Raw genomic sequence first — 23,953 nt, 5'->3', positions numbered from 1 at the left:
ATCTGACCGATGAATGCCAACGAACAGATGATGCAGGCCGTGCTGCCGCCGCAGGAAATTTCGGTCGAGGTGCTGCGCGAGAAGTACGCCAAGGGCGAGGAACGCACCGCAGCCGATGTGCGTGCCCGCGTGGCGCGCGCACTGGCCGAGGCGGAGCCGGAGGCGCAGCGCGAACGCTGGGCCCAGCGCTTCCTCGCGGCGCTCGAAGGCGGCTTCGTGCCGGCCGGGCGCATCCACTCCGCCGCGGGCACCCGCATCGAGGCCACGCTGATCAACTGCTTCGTGCAGCCGGTCGGCGATGCCGTGTCCGAAACGGTGGACGGCAAGCCCGGCATCTATGCCGCGGTGGCGCAGGCCGCGGAGACCATGCGCCGCGGCGGCGGCGTCGGCTACGACTTCTCGGCGATCCGTCCTTCGGGCGCGCTGGTGCGCGGCACGCATTCGCGCGCCTCGGGCCCGGTCTCGTTCATGAAGGTGTTCGACGCCTCGTGCGCGACCGTCGAATCGGCCGGCGCGCGGCGCGGCGCGCAGATGGGCGTGCTGCGCGCCGATCATCCCGATATCGAGGCCTTCATCCACGCCAAGGACCGCGGCGAGCTGACCAACTTCAATCTGTCGATCGGCGTCGACGATGCCTTCATGCAGGCGGTCGAGGCCGATGGCGAGATCGATCTGGTCCATGTCGCCGAGCCCGCGCCCGAGACCATCGCCGCCGGCGCCTGGCGCCGCGACGACGGCATGTGGGTGTACCGGCGGGTGCCGGCGCGGCAGCTGTGGGATCAGGTCATGCAGGCGACCTACGATCACGCCGAGCCCGGCATCCTGTTCCTGTCGCACATCAACGACGACAACAACCTCTATTACTGCGAGCGCATCGAGGCCACCAACCCGTGCGCCGAGCAGCCGCTGCCGGCCTACGGCTGCTGCGACCTCGGCTCGATCGATCTGACGCGCTTCGTGCGCGGGCCGTTCAGCGAGGCGGCGTCCTTCGACTTCGACGGCTTTCGCGCGCTGGTCGCGGTGGCGGTGCGGATGCTGGACAACGTGCTCGACGTCACCTACTGGCCCCTGCCCGAACAGCGCGCCGAGGCGATGGCCAAGCGCCGCATCGGTCTTGGCTTTCTCGGCCTGGGCAGCGCGCTGGTGATGCTGGGCGTGCGCTACGACAGCGAAGCGGGCCGCGCGCTGGCATCGCGCATCGCGCAGACGCTGCGCGATGCCGCCTACCTGGCCTCCACCGAACTGGCGCGCGAGAAGGGCGCCTTCCCGCTGTTCGATGCCGATGCCTATCTGCAAAGCGGCTTCGCGCGCCGGTTGCCCGAGCCGGTGCGGGCAGCGATCCGCGCGCATGGCATCCGCAATTCGCATCTGCTGTCGATCGCGCCGACCGGCACCATCACGCTGGCGTTCGCCGACAACGCCTCGAACGGCATCGAGCCGGCGTTCTCGTGGACCTACCAGCGGCGCAAGCGGATGGGCGACGACAGCTACAAGGTCTATGAGGTCGCGGACCATGCCTGGCGCCTGTACCGCCATCTGGGCGGCGATGTCGCGCAACTGCCCGACAGCTTCGTCACCGCGCTGCAGATGTCCGCGCTGGACCATATGAAGATGCTGGAGGCCGTGCAGCCCTATATCGACACCAGCATCAGCAAGACCGTCAACGTGCCGGAGGACTATCCGTACGAGGCCTTCCGCAATCTGTATCTGGAGGCGTGGAAGGCCGGGCTGAAGGGGCTGGCGACCTATCGCCCCAATCGCGTGCTGGGCGCGGTGCTGTCGGTGGCGGAGGCGGCGGGGCAGGGCGCGGGGCCGGTGGGTGCGGCGGCGGCCAATGGCGACGATCCGCTGCGCAAGCCCTTCGCCAGCCGGCCGGTGGGCGATCTCGAGGGCGTGACGTCCAAGGTCGAGTACCTGACCTACGAGGGCCACAAGACGGTCTATCTGACCGTCAACTTCATGCGCGTCAGCGGCGTGGTCGATGGCAAGCCGGTGACGATCGAGCGGCCGGTGGAATTCTTCATGCCGGCCGGGCAGCGCAGCGAAGGCCAGCAATGGATTACCTCCACGATGCGGCTGCTGTCGATGGTGGCGCGCTCGGGCGGTTCGATCGCCAAGGCGCTGGCCGACATGCGCAACGTAGTGTGGGACAAGGGCACGGTGCGCTACGGCACGCTGACGCGGCAGGACGGCACCGAGGTGCCGCGTTTTCACGATTCCGAGGTGGCGGCGCTCGGCTATGCGCTGCAGCGCATCCTGATCAAGCGCGGTTTTCTCGATGCCGACGGGCAGCAGGTGCCGGTCGCCGCGCTGGCCGAGCGGCTGGCGCAGCGCGAGGCCGGCCTCGCAATGGACGCCGCGCCGCAGGGTGGACCTTCCGCGCCGGGCGCCGGCCTGCCGGTCGGCGCGCCGGGCGTCGGCACCGGCAAGCCGTGCCCGGATTGCGGCGCGCATGCGCTGCACAAGGTCGACGGCTGCGCCAAATGCGCCAATTGCGGGTACGTCGGCGAGTGCGGTTAGTGTGTGCCGCTGGGCGGCGGTGGCTTGCCCTCTCCCCCGAGCCCTCTCCCGCACGCGGGAGAGGGGAGACACGCGGTAGCGCTCGCCACGGCGACGCACCGACAAGCCCGGCCTGCGGCCGCGCTGTCGCGGCACGCCATTTGCTACAATCGCCGCCATGAGTTACCAAGTTCTAGCGCGCAAATGGCGCCCCAGGGATTTCACCACGCTGGTCGGCCAGGAGCACGTGGTGCGCGCGCTCACGCATGCGCTGGAACAGCAGAGGCTGCATCACGCCTATCTGTTTACCGGTACGCGCGGCGTCGGCAAGACCACGCTGTCGCGCATCCTGGCCAAGGCCCTGAATTGCACCGGGCCTGACGGCAACGGCGGCATCACCGCGCAGCCCTGCGGCGTCTGCAAGGCCTGCACCGAGATCGATGCGGGCCGCTTCGTCGACTACATCGAGATGGATGCCGCATCGAACCGCGGCGTCGACGAGATGGCCCAGTTGCTCGACAAGGCGGTCTACGCACCGACGGTCGGACGCTTCAAGGTCTACATGATCGACGAAGTGCATATGCTGACCAACCACGCCTTCAACGCGATGTTGAAGACGCTGGAAGAGCCGCCCGGCCACGTCAAGTTCATCCTCGCCACCACCGACCCGCAGAAGATTCCCGTCACGGTGCTGTCGCGCTGCCTGCAGTTCAATCTGAAGCAGATGCCGCCGGGCCATATCGTCAACCACCTCGACCGCATCCTGGCCGAGGAGGGCATCGCGCACGATGGCAATGCGCTGCGGCTGCTCGCGCAGGCCGCACACGGCTCGATGCGCGACGCGCTGTCGCTGACCGACCAGGCGATCGCCTACAGCGCCGGCGAGGTGTCCGAGGCCTCGGTGCGCGGCATGCTGGGCGCGATCGACCAGAGCTATCTGGTGCAGCTGCTCGACGCGCTGGCTGCCGAAGACGGCGCCGCGATGCTGGCGGTGGCCGACAGCATGGCCGATCGCAGCCTGTCGTTCGCCGGCGCGCTGCAGGATCTCGGCTCGCTGCTGCACAAGATCGCGCTGGCGCAGGCCGTGCCCGCATCGGTGCAGGAGGAATGGCCCGAGGCCGGTGAAGTGCGCCGCCTGGCCGCCGCCTTCGATCCGCAGGAAGTCCAGCTGTTCTACCAGATCGCCAACCTCGGCCGCAGCGAGCTGGCGCTCGCCCCAGACGAGTATGCGGGCTTCACGATGACGCTGCTGCGGATGCTGGCGTTCCGGCCGTCGGCCATGCCGTCGGCGCCGACGCCGGCAGGACCCGCGACGACCGGTGCGCGCCGCTCGCCGGCTCCCGCGGCGGCCAGTGTGGCCAGCGCCGCGGCGGCTTCCGCGCCGGCGGCATCGGTTGCCTCCGCTTCGCCGCTGTCGACGCCGAGTCCGGCGATGGCGCCGGCCCGGGCCGCTTCAAGCGCCGCCGCCAACACCGCTGCAACGCCTGCGACGAGCCCCGCCGCTGTGCCCCCCACGTCCGCCGCGCCCGCCACGACAGCGGGTCCGCGCCCGGCCGCGCCCAGCCCGATGGCCGGCAGCGCAGCGTCGCCCGCATCGGCCCTTGCTCAGGCACCGTCCGCGGCACCGTCCGCCGCACCGTCCGCCGCACCGTCCGCCGCACCGTCTGTGGCACCTTCCGCGGTGCCTGCCGCTTCGCCGGCCCCGGCCGCCAGGCCCGCCGCCGACGGCAAGCCGCTGTCGCCGGCCCGCGCCGCGCTGCAAGCCGCCCGTCAGGCGTCGGCCGGGAAGGGCGGCGGTTCGGCGCGGCCCACGGCCGCCGCTGCCGCGCCGGCACCGATGCCGACCGCACCGGCCGCGCCGACGCAATCGCTGCGCCCGGCCGCGCCGCAACGCCGGCCCGAGCCGCCGCGTCCGTCGACTCCAGCTCTGGCGCCGACGCCGGCCGCAACGCCCGCCGCACCGGCCGCCGAACCCGCACCATGGGAACTGGCCGGCGGCAGCGACGTGCCGCCGCGGGAAGAGCTGCCGCCCGCTCTGCCGCTGATCGGCCCGTACGACAGCGAACCCGAGCCGCAGCGTGCCGCACCGCTGCGCCGCCCCGAACCGCCGCGCGCCGCCATGCCGGTGCCGGCCACTGCCGCCGCGGACGAGGCCTTCGCGGCGGGCCCGAACAAGACCCCGCCGCCGGCCGCCGCGCCGCTGCCGCCGGACGACGGCACGCCGGCGATCTTCAGCGGCGACTGGCCGGCGCTGGCCGCCAGCCTGCCGCTGAAGGGCCTGGCCCAGCAACTGGCCTACCAGAGCGAACTGGCGCGCGTGCAGGGCCGCACCTTCGTGCTGCGCGCACCGGTCGCGGCGATCGCCGAAGGCAATGCAGTCGAGCGTCTGGCGCAGGCGCTGTCGGACCATTTCGGCGAAGCGGTGCGCGTGCATTGCGAGGTCGGCGCGGTGAGCGAGACCGCCGCGGCGGCCGATGCGCAGGCGCGCGCCGAGCGCCAGCGTGCGGCCGAGGCAGCGATCGAGAACGATCCCTTCGTGCAGGGCCTGTTGCGCGAGTTTGGCGGCCAGATCGTGCCGGGCTCGATCCAGCCGCGCGCGGTCTGACACGAGCACGCCTGTCGATCCCTACGCCAATACGTCCCTATCGAAGCCGCGCGGCGCGCACCGACTGACGAATCCACCGAATCCATCGATATCAGGAGAAGCATCATGATGAAGGGCCAACTCGCCGGGCTGATGAAGCAAGCCCAGCAGATGCAGGAAAACATGAAGAAGATGCAGGAGCAGCTCGCCCTGATCGAGGTCGAGGGCCAGTCCGGCGCCGGCCTGGTCAAGGTCGTGATGACCTGCAAGAACGATGTCAAGCGCGTGACCATCGATCCGAGCCTGCTCGCCGAGGGCGAGGACAAGGAGCTGCTGGAAGACCTGGTCGCGGCCGCCTTCAACGATGCGGTGCGCAAGGCCGAAGCCACCACGCAGGAAAAGATGGGCTCGATGACCTCGGGCCTGCCGCTGCCGCCGGGCTTCAAGCTGCCGTTCTGAGCGCGGACTTGCCGAGCCCGCACATCCAATGAAGGCATCCACTCCCACCTCGCTGCAGGCGCTGGTCGAGGCACTGAAGGTGCTGCCCGGCGTTGGCCCGAAGTCGGCGCAGCGGATCGCCTATCACCTGCTGCAGCATGACCGCGAGGGCGCGCGCCGGCTCGGCGACGCGCTGCGCGGCGCGGCGGACGGCGTGCGTCACTGCGCGCGCTGCAATACCTTCACCGAGGCCGAGGTCTGCGAGACCTGCCTGGATCCGCGCCGCGATGCCTCGCTGCTGTGCGTGGTCGAGACGCCCGCCGACCAGGTGATGATCGAGCAGACGCTGACCTACCGCGGCCAGTATTTCGTGCTGATGGGCCGGCTGTCGCCGCTGGACGGCGTCGGCCCGCGCGAGATCCATCTGGACCGGCTGCTGGCGCGCGCCACCGATCCCGCGCTCGGCGGTCCGGTGGCCGAGGTCATCGTCGCCACCAACTTCACCAGCGAGGGCGAGGCCACCGCGCACTATATCGGCGAGATGCTGAAGGCGCGCGGGCTCAAGGTGTCGCGGCTGGCGCGCGGCGTGCCGGTCGGGGGCGAGCTCGAATACGTCGATGCCGGCACCATCGCGCGCGCGGTGATGGACCGCCGCACGCTGTGAGCCGCGGCCCCTTGCATCGCTTCGCATCGACGCGCATGGTCTGATCGCCCGATGAACCTGGCCCGCTTCGATCTGGTCACGCTGGGACTGTTCGTCGCTGTCGCGCGGCAGGGCAGTATCTCGGCCGGCGCGCGCCAGTCGCATCTGGCCGTTGCGGCCGCCAGCAAACGCATTTCCGATCTCGAGGCGGCCGTCGGCGCGCCGCTGTTCTTCCGCCATGCGGCGGGCGTGCAGCTGACCGAGGCGGGGCAGGCGTGCTTTCATCATGCGCTGACCGTGCTGCAGGACGTCGAGCGCATGGCCGGCGTGATGTCCGACTATGCGTCGGGCGTGCGCGGACAGGTGCGGGTCTGCGCCAACACCTCCGCGATCACGCAATTCCTGCCTGACGATCTTGCCGGTTTCATGCGGCTGCATCCGACCATCCGCATCGAGCTGGAGGAGCAGAACAGCGGCGATATCGTCGCGGCGCTGGTCGAGAACCGCGCCGACGTCGGCATCTTCGCCGACCGCACGCCGAGCGCCGGCCTCGTTACCGTCGAATACCGCCAGGACGAGCTGGTGCTGGTGACCCCGCCGGGCCACCCGCTGTCGCAGCGCGGTCCGGTACGCTATGCCGATACCCTCGAATACGACTTCGTCAGCCTGCCGCAGGTGACCTCGCTGGCCGCGCGCCTGCTCGAGGAAAGCAGCCGGCTCGAGCGGCCGTTCCGGCTGCGCATCCAGGTGCGCAGCTTCGATGCGATGTGCCGCATGGTGATGGCGGGCCTGGGCGTCGGCGTGCTGCCGCGCATTGCCGCCGAGCCGCACGTCAAGTCGATGGGCCTGTCGCTGGTCAAGCTGCAGGACGCCTGGGCGCAGCGCTCGCTGCTGATCGGCATGCGCGACCCGGCCGCGCTGACGGTATCGGCGCGGCTGCTGATCACCCACCTCTGCGGCGATCGCGCGCCGTTCTGAATTTTTTTCCGCTCGGGGGGGCCCTCTCCCCCCACCCCTCTCCCGCGAGCGGGAGAGGGGAGCCTGCTGCGGGCGTTCAAAGTCATGCGGTTGCCTTCCCCTACCCCTCTCCCGCTTGCGGGAGAGGGGTAGGGGAGAGGGCAGCAGCCTTTCGCGTTCGGTGAAGGCCCGCTTCACCGATTGACGCCTTCCGCGCCCGCCAGGGCTGCGGCACACTGCGGCCAAATTCGATCGCAGGGCCAGGCCCCAATCCTCCCGGCGATCGCCAGACACACACCGATCCCCGGAGACAATCCGCATGCCGCGACAGATTCTGGATGGCATCCGCGTGCTCGAACTCGGGCAGCTGATCGCCGGTCCCTTCGCCGCCAAGACGCTGGCCGATTTCGGCGCCCACGTGATCAAGGTCGAACCGCCCGGGCAGGGCGATCCGCTGCGCAAATGGCGCCTGCTGTATCAGGACACCTCGGTCTGGTGGGAGGCGCAGTCGCGCAACAAGGAATCGATCTGCATCGATCTGCGCAGCCCGGACGGGCAGGCGCTGGTGCGCAAGCTGGCGGCCGAGGCCGACGTGCTGATCGAGAACTTCCGCCCGGGCACGATGGAGAAGTGGGGCCTGGGCTGGGACGTGCTGCACGCCGCCAATCCGAGGCTGATCATGCTGCGCGTGTCCGGCTACGGGCAGACCGGCCCGAAGCGCGACGAGCCCGGCTTTGCCGCGGTTGCCGAGGCGATGAGCGGGCTGCGCCATCTGACCGGCGAGCCGGGCCGGCCGCCGGTGCGCGCGGGGCTGTCGCTGGGCGATACCATCGCCGGCCTGCATGGCGCGCTGGGCGTGCTGCTGGCGCTGTACGAGCGCGATGCGCGCGGCGGCACCGGCCAGGTCATCGACGTGGCGCTGTACGAGGCGCTGTTCAATCTGAGCGAGAGCCTGCTGCCAGAGTATTCAGCCTTCGGCGCGGTGCGCCAGCCGGCCGGCGGCGCGCTGCCCGGCATTGCGCCGTCGAACGCCTATCCGTGCGCCAGCGGCGAATACGTGCTGGTTGCCGCCAACGGCGACGCCATCTTCAAGCGCCTGATGCAGGCGATCGGCCGCGCCGACCTGGCCGACGATCCGGCACTGGCGCGCAACGACGGCCGCGTGGCCCGGGTCGAGGAGCTCGACGCCGCGATCGCCGCGTGGACGCGCACGCAGGACATCGACAGCGCGCTGGCAGTGCTGCGTGAGGCCCAGGTGCCGTCCGGCCGCATCTATACGGTCAAGGACATCGCCGAGGATCCGCACTATCGCGCCCGCGGCGTGATCGAGCAGGTCACCGCGGCCAGCGGCCTGACGGTCGAGGTGCCGGGCATCGTGCCGAAGCTGTCGGGCAGCCCCGGCGCGATCCACGATCGCGCGCCGACGCTCGGCGAGCATACCGACGCGGTGCTGGCGCAGGCCGGCTTCGATGCCGCGACCATCGCCGACCTGCGCGCACGCGGGGTGGTGGCATGAACGCGGCCGCATCGAACTTCCCGCTGCGCGGCCCGGCCCGCATCGAGATCAACGAGGTCGCGCCGCGCGACGGCCTGCAGATCGAACCCGTCGTGGTGCCGACCGATACGAAGGTCGCGCTGCTGGAGGCGCTGTCCGGCTGCGGCTTCGCCCGCATCGAGGCGACCTCGTTCACGTCCGCCAAGGCGATTCCCGCGCTGGCCGACGCCGAGGCCGTGATGCACCGCATGCGCCGGGCCGAGGGCGTGTGCTACACGGTGCTGGTACCGAACCTGCGCGGGCTGGAGCGTGCGCTGTCGTGCCGGCCCGATGAAGTGAATCTGGTGATGTCGGCCAGCGAGACGCACAACCGCGCCAATCTGCGCATGACGCGCGCGCAATCGCAGGCGCAGCTGCTGGCGATGATCGAGGTGGCGCGCGCGGCCGGCGTGCCGGTCAATGTCTCGCTGTCGACGGTGTTCGGCTGCCCGTTCGAGGGCGAGGTGGCCATCGATGCGGTGATGGCGCTGGCACGCAGCTTCGCCGAGGCCGGCGCAGACGGCATCACGCTGTGCGATACCACCGGCGTGGCCTATCCGAACCAGGTGCGCGCGGTGTGCGAAACCTTCCAGCGCGAACTGCCGGCGACCGGCCTGACCATCCATCTGCACAACACGCGCGGCATGGGCCTGGCCAATGCGCTCGCCGCGTGGGAGATCGGCGTGTCGCGTTTCGATGCGGCCGCCGGCGGACTGGGCGGTTGCCCCTACGCGCCCGGTGCCAGCGGCAATGTCGCCACCGAGGAGCTCGTCCATATGTTCGCGTCGATGGGCGTCGACACCGGCGTCGATCTGCAGCGCCTGCTCGGCATCATCGGCGAACTGCCCACCGTGGTCGAGCGCGACGTCTGCAGCCAGCTGCTGCGCGCCGGTCCGCGGCTGCGCACACATCAGCCGCCGGCCTGGCTGGCGGAGCATTTCGCGGGGCAGTGAGGGCAGGCGGCCCATCCCCCAAGAACAACAGCAATCAGCAAGCACGCGGACGAAGGTCCGCAACCCCAACCCAAAAACAACATCGATTCCTGGAGGAGACAGCATGTCGATCCGTTCGTCCAAACCGTTCCGTTCCGCTGACTTTGCCGCTGACTCGGCCATGCCCGGCCGCCGCCGTCTGCTTGCCGCCGCCGTTTGCGCGGCCGCGGCCTGTCTGACCCCCGGCGCGCACGCGCAGGACGGCGCCTATCCGAATCGCCCGGTCACGCTGATCGTGTCCGCGGCGCCTGGCGGCACCACCGACCTGGCCGCGCGCATGATCTCCGAGCCGCTGGCCAAGGCGCTCGGCCAGCCGGTGGTCGTCGAGAACCGCCCCGGCGGCAATGGCGGCATCGCCGCGCAACTGGTGGCCCGCGCCAAGCCGGACGGCTACACGCTGCTGGTGCAGTACTCGGGCTTTCACGTGATCACGCCGCTGCTGGTGAAGGGTCTGTCGTGGGACCCGGTCAAGGACTTCGCGCCGGTGGCCAATCTGCTGTCGGCGCCGCAGGTGCTGGTGGTGCGCCCGAGCCTGCCGGTCAAGTCGCTGTCCGAGCTGGTGGCCTACGCCAAGGCCAATCCGAACAAGCTGAACTACGCCTCGTCGGGCAACGGCTCGCTGCAGCATGTGTCGACCGAGCTGCTGAACCTGATGGCCGGCATCCACATCACGCACGTGCCGTACAAGGGCACCGGTCCGGCGATGACCGATCTGCTGGGCGGCTCGGTCGATCTGACCATCACCACGCCGCCGCCGCTGATTCCGCATATCCAGGCCGGCAAGCTGCGCCCGCTGGTGGTGACCAGCAAGAACCGCCTGCCCAGCCTGAAGGACGTGCCGTCGGCGCCCGAGGCCGGTTACGCCGATCTCGACGTGTCGTCGTGGTTCGCGATGTACGCCCCGGCCGGCACGCCCAAGCCCGTGATCGACAAGCTGACGGTAGAGATCGACAAGATCATGAAGACCGATGCCTTCCGCAAGAAGGCCGAGGACCTGGGCGCCGAAGCGAAGTACATGAACCCGTCGCAGCTGGGCCAGTACCAGCGTGACGAGCTGACGCGCTGGGGCAAGGTCATACAGTCGGCCAATATCCAGGCCGAATAAGCCTGCGGGCAGCGTTCCCGCTAGGTAGTGTTCCCGATTGGGCCGACCCGCGCCGCTCGGATAGCATCGCACGAAGCCGCGCGGCGGCGCTGCATGCCATCCGGCGGGTCGCTCGCGCGTCATGCGCGGGGCGAGAGGCTCGAAAAGGCGCGAGAACACCGCGCGGGAACACAATAAGCAGGAGACACAGATGTACAACCGCAAATTCTGGAAACAGCTGCTGATCGCGCTGGTGCTGTTCCTGGCCGGCTGGTTCACCTTCGGCGGCTTTGCGCAGGCGCAGGGCAAGCCCGAGAAGGCCAAGGTCACGATCGCCGTCGGCGGCAAGAACCTGTTCTACTACCTGCCGCTGACGATCGCCGAGCGCCAGGGCTACTTCAAGGACGAAGGGCTCGACGTCGAGATCGTCGACTTCGCCGGCGGCGCCAAGGCGCTGCAGGCCGTGGTCGGCGGCAGCGCCGACGTGGTATCGGGCGCCTACGAGCACACCATCAATCTGCAGGCCAAGGGCCAGAACTACCGCGAGTTCGTGCTGCAGGGCCGCGCGCCGCAGATCGTGCTGGTGACGTCCAACAAGACGATGCCGGACTTCAAGTCGGTCGCCGACCTGAAGGGCAAGAAGATCGGCGTCACCGCGCCCGGTTCGTCGACCAACATGATGGCGAACTTCGTGCTGGCCAAGGCCGGACTGAAGCCGTCGGACGTGTCCTTTATCGGCGTGGGCGCCAGCAACGGCGCCGTCGCGGCGATGCGCTCGGGCCAGATCGACGCGATGGCGAACCTGGACCCGGTGATCTCGATGCTGACGCAGAAGAACGAGGTGCGCGTCGTCGCCGATACCCGCACGCTGAAGGACACGCAGGCGGTGTTCGGCGGCAATATGCCGTCGGGCTGCCTCTATGCCTCGGCCTCGTTCATCGAACAGAACCCCAATACCACGCAGGCGCTGACCAATGCGATGGTGCGCGCGCTGAAGTGGCTGCAGAAGGCGGGCCCGTCGGACATCGTCAAGACGGTGCCGGAGAGCTATCTGCTGGGGGACCGTGCGCTCTATCTGTCGGCGTGGGACAAGGTCAAGGAAGCGATCTCGCCGGACGGCATGATGCCGGCCGACGGTCCGCGCACCGCACTGGCGACGCTGCAGCAGTTCGATCCGGCCCTCAAGGGCAAGGCGATCAAGCTGGACCAGACCTTCACCAACAGCTTCGTGCAGAAAGCCAACGCGAAGTACAAGTAAGCCACCGCGGCGCGCATCGGCGGCCGCGGGAAGCGGGGCCCGCTGCGTGCAGCGGGCCTTTGCTTTCGGCGGTGCGGCTTTGTATCAGACAAAGGCCGCGCACCGCATCGCCGAGGCGCCATTGACATGCGATGGACGCCCCATCGCGGCGTCATCGAACTTCCGCCGCCTTCGGTCCGCACCGATGCGCGGCGCACGCATAGCGAAACGCATGAGCACTCCGGCCCTTTCCCTCGACAACGTCACCTGTACCTTCATTTCGCGCGAGGACCGCAATCAGCGCTATACCGCCGTCAAGGACGTCTCGCTCGCGATCGCGCCCGGCGAATTCGTTTCGGTGGTCGGGCCCACCGGCTGCGGCAAGTCGACGCTGCTCAATGTCGGCGCCGGCCTGCTGACGCCCTCGTCCGGCCAGGTGCGCGTGTTCGGCGAGCCGCTGTCGGGCATCAACGCGCGCGCCGGCTACATGTTCCAGACCGAGGCGCTGATGCCCTGGCGCAGCGCGCTCGACAACGTGATCGCGGGACTCGAATTCCGCGGCGTGCCGCGCGCGCAGGCGGCCGCGGACGGCGAGGAATGGCTGCGCCGCGTGGGCCTGGGCGGCTTCGGCGACCGCTATCCGCACCAGCTGTCGGGCGGCATGCGCAAGCGCGTCGCGCTGGCGCAGACGCTGATCCTGGACCCGGACATCATCCTGATGGACGAGCCGTTCTCCGCGCTCGATGTGCAGACCCGCCAGCTGATGGAGAACGAGGTGCTCGAACTGTGGGCCGCCAGGCGCAAGGCGGTGCTGTTCATCACGCACGATCTGGACGAGGCCATCGCGATGAGCGACCGCGTGGTGGTGCTGTCCGCTGGCCCGGCCACGCATCCGATCGGCGAATTCGACATCGATCTGCCGCGTCCGCGCGACGTGGCGGAGATCCGCAACCATCCGCGCTTCGTCGAACTGCACGCGGCGATCTGGGACGTGCTGCGCGAGGAAGTGCTCAAGGGCTATGCGCAGCAGCGCAAGGTCGCCTGAGGGGCGCGACGCTGCCGGCAAGCCCGCCAGCCCCCCAGCCCGCTAGCCCACCAGTCCACGATCCAACGAATCCGAACCAATAACGATCCATGGCATTTCGTACCGATTCCAAAGGCATGCTGCGCGTCTGGCAGCTGCTCGTCCTCGTGATCATTCTCGGCGTCTGGCATCTGGCCACGCGCTCGCAGCAGGTGGCGTTCTTCTTCGGCGAGCCGTGGCTGGTGGCGCAGCGCGTCTGGAGCTGGTTCTTCGTCGAGCGCGACATCTACCTGCATCTGGGCGTGACGCTGCTCGAGACGGTGCTGGCCTTCGGCATCGGCACCATCGCGGGCCTGGGCGTGGGGCTGTGGCTGGCGCTGAGCCCCGTCACCTCGGCCATCCTCGATCCGTATATCAAGGCGATGAACTCGATGCCGCGCGTGATTCTGGCGCCGATCTTCGCGGTGTGGTTCGGCCTGGGGATCTGGTCCAAGGTCGCGCTGGCGGTGACGCTGGTGTTCTTCATCGTCTTCTTCAACGTCTACCAGGGCGTCAAGGAAGTCAGCCCGGTGGTGCTGGCCAACGCGCGCATGCTGGGCGCCAACCAGCAGCAGCTGCTGCGCCATGTCTATCTGCCGAGCGCCACCAGCTGGGTGTTCTCGTCGCTGCATACCTCGGTGGGGCTGGCCTTCGTCGGCGCGGTGGTCGGCGAGTATCTGGGTTCGGCGCGCGGCGTCGGCTATCTGATCCTGCAGGCCGAAGGCACCTTCGACATCAATACCGTGTTCGCGGGCATCGTGGTGCTGACCGCGTTTGCGCTGGTGCTCGACTGGATGGTGGGAGTGGTGGAACGCCGGCTGATGAAGTGGCAGCCCAAGAGCGGGGAGACGGAGAAGCTGTAGGGGGTTCTCCCTCTCCCGCTTGCGGGAGAGGGCCGGGGAGAGGGAATAGGGCGGTAGTCATGTGGATGGGATTCGCAGATTGCCACCGCCGCTGCCTCTCCCCCAACCCCTCTCCCGCACGCGGGAGAGGGGAGCAGGCTCAAGGTTCAATCCCAAGTGTCGCAGGCTTACGGCACGATCACGATCTTGCCCGTGACCTTGCGTGCCTCCATGTCCTTCAGCGCCTGCGCCGCCTGTTCCAGCGGGTAGCGCGCCGAGATGTGCGGGCGGATCTTGCCTTCCTTCATCCAGCCCAGCATCTGCGCCATGTTGGCCTGGTTGGCGCGCGGCTCGCGGCGCGTGAATTCGCCCCAGAACACGCCGACCAGCGACGCGCCCTTGAGCAGCGCCAGGTTCAGCGGCATCTTCGGAATCTCGCCGTTGGCAAAGCCCACCACCAGATAGCGGCCGCGCCAGCCGATCGAGCGGAATGCGGGTTCCGCATAGATGCCGCCGACCGGGTCATAGATGACGTCCGGACCCTTGCCGTCGGTCAGCGCCTTGATGCGCTCGCGCAGGTCCTCGGTGCTGTAGTTGATCAGCGCGTCGGCGCCATGCTCCTTGCAGACGGCCAGCTTCTCGTCGGTCGAGGCGGCCGCGATCACGCGCGCGCCGATCGCCTTGCCGATCTCGATCGCGGCCAGGCCCACGCCGCCGGCCGCGCCCAGCACCAGCATGGTCTCGCCGGCCTTCAGCTCGCCGCGATCGACCACCGCATGGTGCGAGGTGCCATAGGTCAGCGTGAACGCTGCAGCGGTCTCGAAATCGATGCCCGGCGGCATCGGCACGACCGCGGCGGCGGGCGCCTTGGCCTGCGTCGCGAAGGCGCCGTTGCCCAGATACGCGATCACCTTGTCGCCGGGCTTGACGTGGCCGACGCCTTCGCCGACCGCGTTGACGATGCCGGCCAGTTCGGAGCCGGGCGAGAAGGGCAGCTGCGGCTTGGCCTGGTACTTGTTCTGGATGATCAGCACGTCGGGGAAATTGACGCCGGCGGCCTTGACGTCGATCACCACTTCGCCGGGACCGGCGACCAGGTCGGGCAGGGTTTCGAGCACCAGCGAATCGGGCGGGCCCCAGGCTTTGCACAGTACGGCTTTCATCGTGTCTCCATTGAATGTCTTGATGCCTCGATGTGGACCGCGCGGCCACGCGGGTCCGGGCTAGTGTAGCGCAGAAATAGTACGATCGTTCAGTTTGGCGGAAGGCAGCATGGCGGCGGCGGTGCGGGACGCGGCAAGGGCCGCTGCAGGGGGCGCCGCGCACCATTCTCCGGCACCTTGTCACGACGCCATCGCATTTGCCTCGGGTACAATCGCGGCCATGCACATCCTTCTCGCCAACGACGACGGTTACCTCGCGCCGGGACTTGCCATGCTGCATGCCGCGCTGGCGCCGCTGGGCCGTATCACCGTGATTGCCCCCGAGCAGAATCATAGCGGTGCATCGAATTCGCTGACGCTGCAGCGGCCGCTGACGGTGTTCGAGGCGCGCGAAGGGGTGCAACAGGGATTTCGCTTCGTCAACGGCACGCCGACCGACTGCGTCCATATCGCGCTGACCGGCCTGCTCGACGAAAAGCCGGACCTGGTGGTGTCGGGCATCAACCAGGGCCAGAACATGGGCGAGGACGTGCTGTACTCCGGCACCGTCGCCGCCGCGATCGAGGGCTTTCTGCTCGGCATCCCGTCGATCGCCTTCTCGCAGGTCGACAAGGGCTGGGAACATCTGGACGCCGCCGCCCGCATCGCGCGCGGCATCGTCGAGCGCGCCATCGCGACGCCGCCGCGCGAACCGTTCCTGCTCAACGTCAATATCCCCAATCTGCCGTTCGAACATATCCGCGGGCTGCGCGCCACGCGGCTGGGCAAGCGCCATCCTTCGCAGCCGGTGATCTCGCAGGTCAATCCGCGCGGCGAGACCAATTACTGGATCGGTCCCGCCGGCGATGCGCTCGATGCCAGCGAAGGCACCGACTTCCACGCGACCGCGGAGGGCTTCGTTTCGCTGACCCCGCTGCAACTGGATCTGACCCACCGCGCCCAGCTCGATACGCTGCGGCAATGGCTCGAATGAGCCGAGCCGCGTGCCGGCGGCCGGGTCCATGGATGCGATGAGGCCATGAGTTCGAGCCCGCGCCGTCCGAAGTTTCCGCTGACGCTCGACTCCGTGGTCGAGCGCAAGCCCGCGCCCGCGCGAACCGCCGGCCTGCCCGCGATCGTAGGCAAGCGTGCGGCCACGCCGGCCCCGGCACCGACGCCAGCGCGCCGTGTGCCGCCGGCCGCCGCGCCGGTGCCCGCGCCCGCGCCGCCGGGCAGCGCGGTGCAGGCCCGCACCATCGCGGCCAGCGTCGGCGGCGGCGGCATGGCCTCGGACCGCGCGCGCGCCGCGCTGGCCGCGCGCCTGCGCAGCGGCGGCCTTCGCGACGAACGCGTGCTGCAGGCGATCGCCACCGTGCCGCGCCATCTGTTCCTCGAGCCGGGGCTCGCCTCGCAGGCCTACGAGGACGCGGCGCTGCCGATCGGCCATCAGCAGACCATCTCCAAGCCGTCGGTGGTGGCCCGCATGATCGAACTGCTGCGCCATGGCCTGGCGCCGGCGCAGCCGCTCGAGCGCGTGCTTGAGATCGGCACCGGCTGCGGCTATCAGGCCGCGGTGCTGAGCCTGGTGGCGCGCGACGTGTTCTCGATCGAGCGGATCCGGCCGCTGCACGAACAGGCCAAGGCGAACCTGCGCGCGCTGCGCCTGCCCAATCTGCGCCTGCACTATGGCGACGGCATGCTGGGACTGCCGCAGGCCGCGCCGTTCTCCGCGATCATCCTGGCCGCGGCGGGAATGGAAGTGCCGGAGGCGCTGCTGGAACAGCTCGAGATCGGCGGCAGGCTGATCGCGCCGGTCGCGGTGGCGGCCGCGGACGGGCACAAGCAGGGCCAGGCCGCGGCGCAGCAACTGCTGCTGATCGAGCGCCGGGGCCGGCATCGTTATCACCGCACCGCGCTTGAAGCCGTTTTCTTTGTGCCATTAAAATCGGGCACCACCTGAGTCGAACTATGCACAACACCGTGACTTCGCAACGTCTTATCCGCGCGGGCCAGCTCGCCACCGCCTCGCTGCTGGCTGCCCTGCTGGCCGCCTGCGCTTCCTCGCCGATGCCCGCGCCCGTGATCGACCGTACCGCCGGCGGCATGGGCACCGCGGCCGCACCGGTCGAGCCCGCGCCTCCCGGCTACTATCGGGTCAAGCGCGGCGATACGCTGTATCGCATCGCCCTCGAGAACGGCCAGTCGTATCGCGATGTCGCGGCCTGGAACAATATCGTCAACGCCAATCAGATCGAGGTCGGCCAACTGCTGCGCATCGTGCCGCCGGGCGCCGACGTCAATGCCGCGACCGGCGTTGCGACCATGCCGGTCGCACCGGCCGCGGTGCAAGGCCAGCCGCTCGATCAGGCCGCGCTGCCGCCGGCCACCACGCCGGGCGCGAACGGCGCCGCGCCCGCCGGTGCTTCCGCGCCGGCCGCCGCCGGCACGAGCCCCGCAGCAGCGGCCAACGGCGAGGTCCAGCTGGCCTGGCCCGCGCGTGGTGCGCTGCTCGGGCGCTTCGACGAAAAGGGCAACAAGGGCATCGATATCAGCGGTCAGCGCGGCGATGCGGTGCTCGCCGCGGATGACGGTCGGGTGATTCACGTAGGCCCCTTGCGCGGCTACGGGAATCTTGTCATCATCAAACACAACGAGACTTTTCTTACTGCCTACGGCCACAACGACAAGGTCGTCGTGACAGAGCAGGCAACGGTCCGCCGGGGTCAGAAGATTGCAGAGATGGGCAATACCGATGCCGATCGCGTGAAGCTGCATTTCGAGGTTCGCAGGAACGGGAAACCGGTCGATCCGATGCGGTATTTGCCGCCACAGTGAGGGTTCATGCCACGCCAGAAAACAGTCTCCTCCGGAACCGCCAGCCGCACCCGTCGTGCCAAGCAACCGGAAGCACGTTCTGGTGTGGCACATCGTGACGGGCAAGCCGATGGCTACGAACACGATCTGGCGGCCGAGCTGATTCCCCTGACCGACGAACCGATCGCGCCCGGCGCCGGCTCCGTGGGTTTGCGCGAGGCCGATCTGATGGCCGACGACGGCGATGCGGTCGCGCGCGACGACGACGAGTCCGAGCGCGAGACCGACGAGGAAGAGGGCGCGACCGAAGCCGCGGTCGCCACCGAGCAGGACGAATTCCGCAGCGCCCTGCATACCGAACTGGCCGCCGATACCGTTCAGCACTATCTGAATCGCATCAGCATCAAGCCGCTGCTGTCGGCTCCCGAAGAACTCCATTTCTCGACGCTGGCCAAGGACGGCGATTTCTCCGCGCGTCAGGTCATGATCGAGCGCAACCTGCGCCTGGTGGTCAGCATCGCCAAGGGCTATCTGAATCGCGGCGTGCCGCTGCTCGATCTGATCGAAGAGGGCAACCTCGGCCTGATGCATGCCATCGAGAAATTCGATCCGTCGCGCGGCTTCCGTTTCTCGACCTATGCCACCTGGTGGATCCGCCAGAGCATCGAGCGCGCGATCATGAATCAGGCGCGCACGGTCCGCTTGCCGGTGCACGTGATCCGCGAACTCAATCAGGTGCTGCGTGCCAAGCGCCATCTGGAGAAGGGCGGCACCGACGGACGCGATGCCAGCCTCGAGGACATCGCGCATCTGCTCGGCAAGACTCCCGACGAAGTGCAGGACGTCCTGGCACTGAACGAACACACGACCTCGCTCGATACGCCGTTCGATCTCGATCCGGGATCGAGCCTGCTCGACTTCCTGTCGGACGAGCACAATGCCGCGCCGGATCAGGAGGTCGCGCACCGCGAGCTCGAGAACCTGATGAAGCTGTGGCTGGCGCGGCTGTCCGAGAAGCACCGCTATGTGGTCGAGCGCCGTTTCGGCCTGAACCATATCGAGCCCGCCACGCTGGAAGAGCTGGCCGAGGAGATGGGCCTGACGCGCGAGCGTGTGCGTCAGATCCAGCAGGAAGCGCTGGTCAAGCTCAAGCGGCATTTCGCTTCGCAAGGGGTGCGCAAGGACGCGGTTCTATGACGCCTGTGCTGGTATTCGACATCGAGACGGTTCCCGATGTCGCCGGCCTGCGCCGCTTGCACGACCATCCGCCGACGCTGAGCGATGCCGAGGTCGCGGAGCTGGCCTTCGCGGCTCGCCGCGAAAAGACCGGCAGCGATTTCCTCCCCCTGCATCTGCAACGCGTGGTGGCGATCTCCTGCGTGCTGCGTCGCACGCAGCGCGACGGCACCGCGCTGTTCCATGTCGGTTCGCTCGGCAGCGAGGACGATGGCGAAGCAACGCTGATCCAGCGCTTCTACGAACTGATCGCACGCTACAGTCCGCAACTGGTGTCATGGAACGGCGGCGGCTTCGATCTGCCGGTGCTGCACTATCGCGGGCTGGTGCACGGCGTTACCGCGCCCCGCTACTGGGAAATGGGCGAGGGCCGCGACGACGACAGCCGCGACTTCAAGTGGAACAACTACATCAGCCGCTACCACATGCGGCATCTGGACCTGATGGATCTGCTGGCGATGTACCAGCCGCGGGCCAGCGCGCCGCTCGATGACCTCGCCAGGTTGTGCGGATTCCCGGGCAAGATGGGGATGGACGGCAGCAAGGTCTGGGAGGCGTTCCAGCAGGGGCAGATCGGTGCGATCCGCGCCTACTGCGAGACCGACGTCGTCAATACCTACCTGATGTACTGCCGCTTCCAGATGATGCGCGGCGGCCTGACGCCGCGCGAGTTCGATGCCGAAGTCGAACTGGTGCAGGAATCGCTGGCGGAACTGCCGGGGCCGCAATGGATGGAATATCTGCAGGCCTTCCAGCTGCAGCCGTCAAGCCGCGTGGCCGACGACGAAGAGATCGACTGACGCGTACGGCGTCGCGAAGTCGCAGCGTCGCGACGTCGCGCGCCTCACACCCTCACTGCCTCATTCGAAGTCCCGCAGCGACAGGTGCACCGGCTGATGGTCCGATGCCTGCGTGCTGCCGTCGACCTCGCAGCGCGTGACCCGTCCCAGCAGGTCCTCGGTCACCAGCACGAAATCACAAGCGAAGGGCGGCTCGTTCCACTGCGCCTTGTCGTAGAGCGCGCAAGTCGGTGCGTGTGGCCGACCCGGATGCAGATGCAGCCAGGCATCGCGCCACGCCGGCGTGCCGTCGTCGAATGGTGCGGTCAGGCGCCGGTAGGCGATGTCGTCGGGCTTGCTGTTGAAGTCGCCGCAGAGGATGGCGCTGCGCGGGCGCGCCTCGGGCGTGAACGGACCGAAGCGCCGCTCTGCCGGACCGGGCCGCGCCGCATGCTGGCAGGCCTCGACATGCCAGCCCCGCAGGGCCTCGGCCTGCGCGTTGCGCTGCAGGGCCGAGTAGTACTCCAGATGCGTACAGATGACGCGCAGCCGCCCGGTGCCGACGACGACCGTCGCTTCCAACGCGACACGCGGCATCGAGGCGACGGCAGGATCGGCGGGCCAGGGCAACGCATGGCGAAACACCTCGCACACCGGCAGACGGGTCGCAATCAGATTGCCGAACTGGCGCGGCGTGCCATCCGCTGCGAAGCGGTCGACCCCCGGCGCGTACAGCAGGTGGTAGCCGGGCAATAGCGCGGCCAGCTCGGCGACCTGGTCCGCGCCCGGGTTGCCCGGCATCTCGCCGAAGCCGCGCGTCACCTCCTGCAGGCACAGCACGTCGAAGTCGGCCAGCGCCCGCAGCGTCGACACGGTGCGGGCGAGGTCGACCTCGCCGTCGCACCCTCGCCCCCACTGGATATTCCAGTTGATCAGTTCCATCGCTAGCCTCTCCCGGCGCGGGTTTGCCGCGCGCGCCGCACCGCCGTCGTGTCCGTTCGGATCGCGGCGACTGGTCTACAATCGCGCTTTCGCAAAACAATACGTCAGGTCCCGCTGGTGTCTCAAGCCGTGTCTTCCCCGCAATCCACCCCCGAGCCGGTGCAGCAGCCGGTTGCTTCGCCCGCTCCCGCTCGCAAGCGTGGCGGCGCCGCCGCACCCGCTGCCGGCGCCGAGGCCCAGGCCCATCCGACCGTGAAGATCGACAGCCTCGACATGGAGGCGCGCGGCGTCGGACGGCTGGTGAACGAGGACGGGACGCCCGGCAAGGTCGTCTTTGTCGAGGGTGCGCTGCCGGGCGAGACGGTGGCCTACCAGAGCTATCGCCGCAAGCCGAGCTACGAACAGGCGCATCTGGTGGAGGTCCGTGAGCCGTCGGTGATGCGGGTGCAGCCGGGGTGCGCGAACTTTGGCGTCTGCGGCGGCTGTTCGATGCAGCACCTGGACGCACGCGCCCAGCTGGCGATCAAGCAGCGCGTACTGGAAGACAATCTGTGGCATCTCGCCAAGGTGCGGCCCGAGATGGTGTTCCGGCCGATCGCGGGGCCGGACTGGGGCTATCGCTACCGGGCCAGGCTGACGGTGCGCCACGTGGCGAAGAAGGGCGGGGTGCTGGTGGGTTTCCACGAGCGCAAGAGCAGCTATGTGGCCGACATGACCACTTGCGAGGTGCTGCCGCCGCACGTGTCCGCCCTGCTGGTGCCGCTGCGCGAGCTGGTGGCCGGGCTGTCGATTCGCGACCGGATGCCGCAGATCGAGCTGGCGGTCGGGCAGGACGTCACCGCGCTGGTGCTGCGGATCCTCGAGCCGCTCAACGATGCCGACCGCGATCTGCTGCGCGCCTTCGCCGACCGCCACAACGTGCAGTTCTGGCTGCAGCCCAAGGGCCCGGACACGGTGGTGCCGTTCTATCCGCTCGATCGGGAGCTGGCCTACACGCTGCCGGAATTCGGCATCCGCATGCCGTTCAAGCCGACGGACTTCACCCAGGTCAACCATCAGATCAATCGCGTGCTGATCAAGCGCGCGCTGCGTCTGCTCGATGCCCAGCCGGGCGACCGGCTGCTGGACCTGTTCTGCGGCATCGGCAACTTCACGCTGCCGCTGGCGACGCAGGGGCGCGAGGTAATGGGCATCGAGGGCAGCGAGGCGCTGACGGCGCGGGCGCTGGCCAATGCCGAGTACAACGGCCTGGCCCACAAGGTCGGCTTTGCCTGCCGCAATCTGTTCGAGGTGAGTGCCGAGGATATCGCGGCGCTCGGGCGCTTCGATCGCTGGCTGGTCGATCCGCCGCGCGAAGGCGCGCTGGCGGTCAGCAAGGCGCTGGCCGAACTGGCGCAGGCGGGCAGCGACGTGCTGCCGGGGCGCATCGTCTATGTGTCGTGCAATCCGGCCACGCTGGCGCGCGATGCCGGCCTGCTGGTGCACGAGGCCGGCTACCGCTTGCGCGGCGCGGGCGTGGTCAACATGTTCCCGCACACCTCGCACGTCGAGTCGATCGCGGTGTTCGAGCGGGGTTGACGGGGCAGGGGCCGGCGACGCGGGAGTCGCCCGCCAAGGCAACAAAAAGGGCCGGCATTGCCGGCCCTTCGCCATCGTGGTGAAGCGAACGCTTATTCGCGGTTGCCGCCGAAGATGCCCAGCAGCGCCAGCAGGTTGGCGAACACGTTGTAGACGTCCAGGTAGATCGCCAGCGTCGCGGTGATGTAGTTGGTCTCGCCGCCGTTCACCACACGCTGCACGTCGTACAGCATGTAGGCCGAGAAGATGCCGATCGCGATCACCGAGACGGTGATCATCAGCGAGGGCAGCTGCAGCCAGATGTTGGCCACCGAGGCCAGGATCAGCAGGATCACGCCCACGAACAGGAACTTGCCCAGGTTCGAGAAATCGCGCTTGCTGACCGTGGCGATGGTCGCCATCGCGGCAAAGATCGTGGCGGTGCCGCCGAACGCATACATGATCAGCGCCGGGCCGTTGGAGAACTGCAATACCGCGCCGATCAGCCGCGACAGCATCAGGCCCATGAAGAACGTGAAGGCCAGCAGCAGGACCACCCCCATGGCGCTGTTCTTGGTCTTTTCGATCGCGAAGAAGAAGCCGAAGGCGATCGCGAGGAACAGGATCAGCGACAGGCCCGGGCTCGCGGCCATGAAGCTGAAGCCGGTGGCCACGCCGATCCAGGCGCCGAGCACGGTCGGCACCATCGACAGCGCGAGCAGCCAGTAGGTATTGCGCAGGACCCGATTGCGGACGGTAACGGCTCCCGCCGTCGCGCCGGCATTGCCGAAACCATAGGTGTTCAGCTTGTCGTTCATGATGACTCCTCTTTGAAGGGCGGTGCCGGAAGCGCCGGCGGACACCTCGCCAATGTGGCATCGTCCTTGCACGATTGCAAGTGCTGGGTGATTTAACCAGCACTAAAAATCGCGAAACCGTCGAGGAACCGATGAGGCGCTTACGTTGCCTTGGATCGGCGGGGCGGCCCGGTGTTCCCGTCCCTTTGTCCCATATCGGAGCGATGGTGCGCCGCGATAATCTACGGAATGCCGCCCCTTTCGTTTCCCGGCGCCAGTTCTCGAAACGATCGGGGTCTCGTGCTAGAATCTTGCGTTTCCCAATCTGGTAACCCCTTCATTTTTCGGAGTTTTTATGGCGATCGAACGCACTCTGTCGATTATCAAGCCCGATGCCGTGGCCAAGAACGTCATCGGTCAGATCTACGCCCGTTTCGAAGGCGCCGGCCTGAAGATCGTGGCCGCCAAGATGGCGCACCTGTCGCGCGGCGAAGCCGAGCAGTTCTATGCCGTGCACAAGGAGCGTCCGTTCTTCAAGGATCTGGTCGACTTCATGATCTCCGGCCCGGTGATGATCCAGGTGCTGGAAGGCGAGAACGCGATCGCCAAGAACCGTGAGCTGATGGGCGCCACCGACCCGAAGAAGGCCGAGAAGGGCACCATCCGCGCCGATTTCGCCGACAGCATCGACGCCAACGCGGTGCACGGCTCCGACGCTGCCGAGACCGCGGCCGCGGAAGTGGCGTTCTTCTTCCCCGGCATGAACGTTTACTCGCGCTGATTGTCTGGCCTGAACCCGGACACTAGACTGCT

At 68.4% G+C, this 23,953-nt stretch carries 21 protein-coding genes; 18 read left to right on the top strand and 3 right to left on the bottom strand.

Going from position 1 to position 23,953, the window contains the following annotated elements; all coding sequences use genetic code 11:
* Window positions 1-9: 9 nt before the first annotated feature.
* The 11 genes from J5T34_RS09730 to J5T34_RS09680 all read left to right on the top strand — a co-directional run bounded on the left by J5T34_RS09730 (window position 10) and on the right by J5T34_RS09680 (window position 13,894).
* On the top strand, window positions 10-2,520 hold the full coding sequence (locus tag J5T34_RS09730) for an adenosylcobalamin-dependent ribonucleoside-diphosphate reductase (protein WP_208579577.1): 2,511 nt from the start codon (window positions 10-12) through the stop codon (window positions 2,518-2,520).
* A gap of 157 nt (window positions 2,521-2,677) precedes the next feature.
* Entirely contained in the window at window positions 2,678-5,104 is a 2,427-nt protein-coding gene (locus J5T34_RS09725; RefSeq protein WP_208579576.1) for a DNA polymerase III subunit gamma/tau, read from the top strand.
* A gap of 105 nt (window positions 5,105-5,209) precedes the next feature.
* The gene (locus J5T34_RS09720; protein ID WP_023263605.1) at window positions 5,210-5,542 is read left to right on the top strand and encodes a YbaB/EbfC family nucleoid-associated protein; all 333 of its coding nucleotides are present in this window, start codon (window positions 5,210-5,212) and stop codon (window positions 5,540-5,542) included.
* A gap of 28 nt (window positions 5,543-5,570) precedes the next feature.
* Window positions 5,571-6,185 carry a recombination mediator RecR gene (recR, locus tag J5T34_RS09715; protein WP_149319859.1) on the top strand — a complete coding sequence of 205 codons (615 nt, stop codon included), beginning with the start codon at window positions 5,571-5,573 and terminating at the stop codon, window positions 6,183-6,185.
* Between the two features lie 51 nt (window positions 6,186-6,236).
* The gene (locus J5T34_RS09710; protein ID WP_053822073.1) at window positions 6,237-7,142 is read left to right on the top strand and encodes a LysR family transcriptional regulator; all 906 of its coding nucleotides are present in this window, start codon (window positions 6,237-6,239) and stop codon (window positions 7,140-7,142) included.
* 298 nt (window positions 7,143-7,440) lie between these two features.
* A complete protein-coding gene (locus J5T34_RS09705) occupies window positions 7,441-8,637 on the top strand; it encodes a CaiB/BaiF CoA transferase family protein (protein WP_208579575.1) in 1,197 nt (398 codons plus the stop codon).
* Entirely contained in the window at window positions 8,634-9,608 is a 975-nt protein-coding gene (locus J5T34_RS09700) for a hydroxymethylglutaryl-CoA lyase (RefSeq protein ID WP_208579574.1), read from the top strand. Before J5T34_RS09705 ends, J5T34_RS09700 begins: the two co-directional genes overlap by 4 nt.
* Before the next feature lie 160 nt (window positions 9,609-9,768).
* A complete protein-coding gene (locus J5T34_RS09695; RefSeq protein ID WP_208579604.1) occupies window positions 9,769-10,752 on the top strand; it encodes a Bug family tripartite tricarboxylate transporter substrate binding protein in 984 nt (327 codons plus the stop codon).
* 190 nt (window positions 10,753-10,942) lie between these two features.
* Entirely contained in the window at window positions 10,943-11,989 is a 1,047-nt protein-coding gene (locus J5T34_RS09690) for an ABC transporter substrate-binding protein (RefSeq protein WP_208579573.1), read from the top strand.
* Window positions 11,990-12,200: 211 nt separating this feature from the next.
* Window positions 12,201-13,013, top strand: coding sequence for an ABC transporter ATP-binding protein (locus J5T34_RS09685; RefSeq protein ID WP_208579572.1), 813 nt, complete (start codon window positions 12,201-12,203; stop codon window positions 13,011-13,013).
* 89 nt (window positions 13,014-13,102) lie between these two features.
* Window positions 13,103-13,894, top strand: coding sequence for an ABC transporter permease (locus J5T34_RS09680; protein WP_208579571.1), 792 nt, complete (start codon window positions 13,103-13,105; stop codon window positions 13,892-13,894).
* Window positions 13,895-14,061: 167 nt separating this feature from the next.
* Here J5T34_RS09680 and J5T34_RS09675 read toward each other — a convergent pair whose 3' ends face one another.
* Window positions 14,062-15,036 carry an NADPH:quinone oxidoreductase family protein gene (locus J5T34_RS09675; RefSeq protein ID WP_208579570.1) on the bottom strand — a complete coding sequence of 325 codons (975 nt, stop codon included), beginning with the start codon at window positions 15,034-15,036 and terminating at the stop codon, window positions 14,062-14,064.
* 220 nt (window positions 15,037-15,256) lie between these two features.
* Between J5T34_RS09675 and surE the strand changes: the two genes are divergently transcribed.
* From surE to J5T34_RS09650, 5 genes are read left to right on the top strand one after another with little or no spacing between them, the layout of a single operon-like run.
* On the top strand, window positions 15,257-16,009 hold the full coding sequence (gene surE / locus J5T34_RS09670; RefSeq protein ID WP_208579569.1) for a 5'/3'-nucleotidase SurE: 753 nt from the start codon (window positions 15,257-15,259) through the stop codon (window positions 16,007-16,009).
* A 45-nt stretch (window positions 16,010-16,054) separates the two neighbouring features.
* Window positions 16,055-16,975 carry a protein-L-isoaspartate(D-aspartate) O-methyltransferase gene (locus tag J5T34_RS09665; RefSeq protein ID WP_208579568.1) on the top strand — a complete coding sequence of 307 codons (921 nt, stop codon included), beginning with the start codon at window positions 16,055-16,057 and terminating at the stop codon, window positions 16,973-16,975.
* 8 nt (window positions 16,976-16,983) lie between these two features.
* Window positions 16,984-17,850 carry a peptidoglycan DD-metalloendopeptidase family protein gene (locus J5T34_RS09660; protein WP_208579567.1) on the top strand — a complete coding sequence of 289 codons (867 nt, stop codon included), beginning with the start codon at window positions 16,984-16,986 and terminating at the stop codon, window positions 17,848-17,850.
* Between the two features lie 6 nt (window positions 17,851-17,856).
* Entirely contained in the window at window positions 17,857-19,026 is a 1,170-nt protein-coding gene (rpoS, locus tag J5T34_RS09655) for an RNA polymerase sigma factor RpoS (protein WP_208579566.1), read from the top strand.
* Window positions 19,023-19,865 carry a 3'-5' exonuclease gene (locus tag J5T34_RS09650; protein WP_208579565.1) on the top strand — a complete coding sequence of 281 codons (843 nt, stop codon included), beginning with the start codon at window positions 19,023-19,025 and terminating at the stop codon, window positions 19,863-19,865. The genes rpoS and J5T34_RS09650 overlap by 4 nt, the downstream gene beginning before the upstream one ends.
* Before the next feature lie 60 nt (window positions 19,866-19,925).
* On the opposite strand, the gene J5T34_RS09645 is transcribed toward J5T34_RS09650, so the two are convergent.
* Window positions 19,926-20,786, bottom strand: coding sequence for an endonuclease/exonuclease/phosphatase family protein (locus J5T34_RS09645; protein ID WP_208579564.1), 861 nt, complete (start codon window positions 20,784-20,786; stop codon window positions 19,926-19,928).
* 60 nt (window positions 20,787-20,846) lie between these two features.
* On the opposite strand from J5T34_RS09645, the gene rlmD reads away from it, so the two are divergent.
* A complete protein-coding gene (gene rlmD, locus J5T34_RS09640; RefSeq protein WP_208579603.1) occupies window positions 20,847-22,364 on the top strand; it encodes a 23S rRNA (uracil(1939)-C(5))-methyltransferase RlmD in 1,518 nt (505 codons plus the stop codon).
* Window positions 22,365-22,456: 92 nt separating this feature from the next.
* Here the strand turns inward: rlmD and J5T34_RS09635 are convergent, their stop codons facing one another.
* Window positions 22,457-23,161 carry a Bax inhibitor-1/YccA family protein gene (locus tag J5T34_RS09635; RefSeq protein WP_208579563.1) on the bottom strand — a complete coding sequence of 235 codons (705 nt, stop codon included), beginning with the start codon at window positions 23,159-23,161 and terminating at the stop codon, window positions 22,457-22,459.
* Window positions 23,162-23,495: 334 nt separating this feature from the next.
* Between J5T34_RS09635 and ndk the strand changes: the two genes are divergently transcribed.
* Complete coding sequence (gene ndk / locus J5T34_RS09630; protein ID WP_208579562.1) at window positions 23,496-23,921, top strand: nucleoside-diphosphate kinase; 426 nt, start codon at window positions 23,496-23,498, stop codon at window positions 23,919-23,921.
* Window positions 23,922-23,953 lie beyond the last annotated feature (32 nt).

Origin of the sequence: Cupriavidus gilardii (assembly GCF_017598945.1) — a bacterium.
In the GTDB taxonomy this organism is placed as follows: Bacteria; Pseudomonadota; Gammaproteobacteria; order Burkholderiales; family Burkholderiaceae; genus Cupriavidus; species Cupriavidus gilardii_E.
This window is presented reverse-complemented; position numbering and strand designations above follow the sequence as displayed.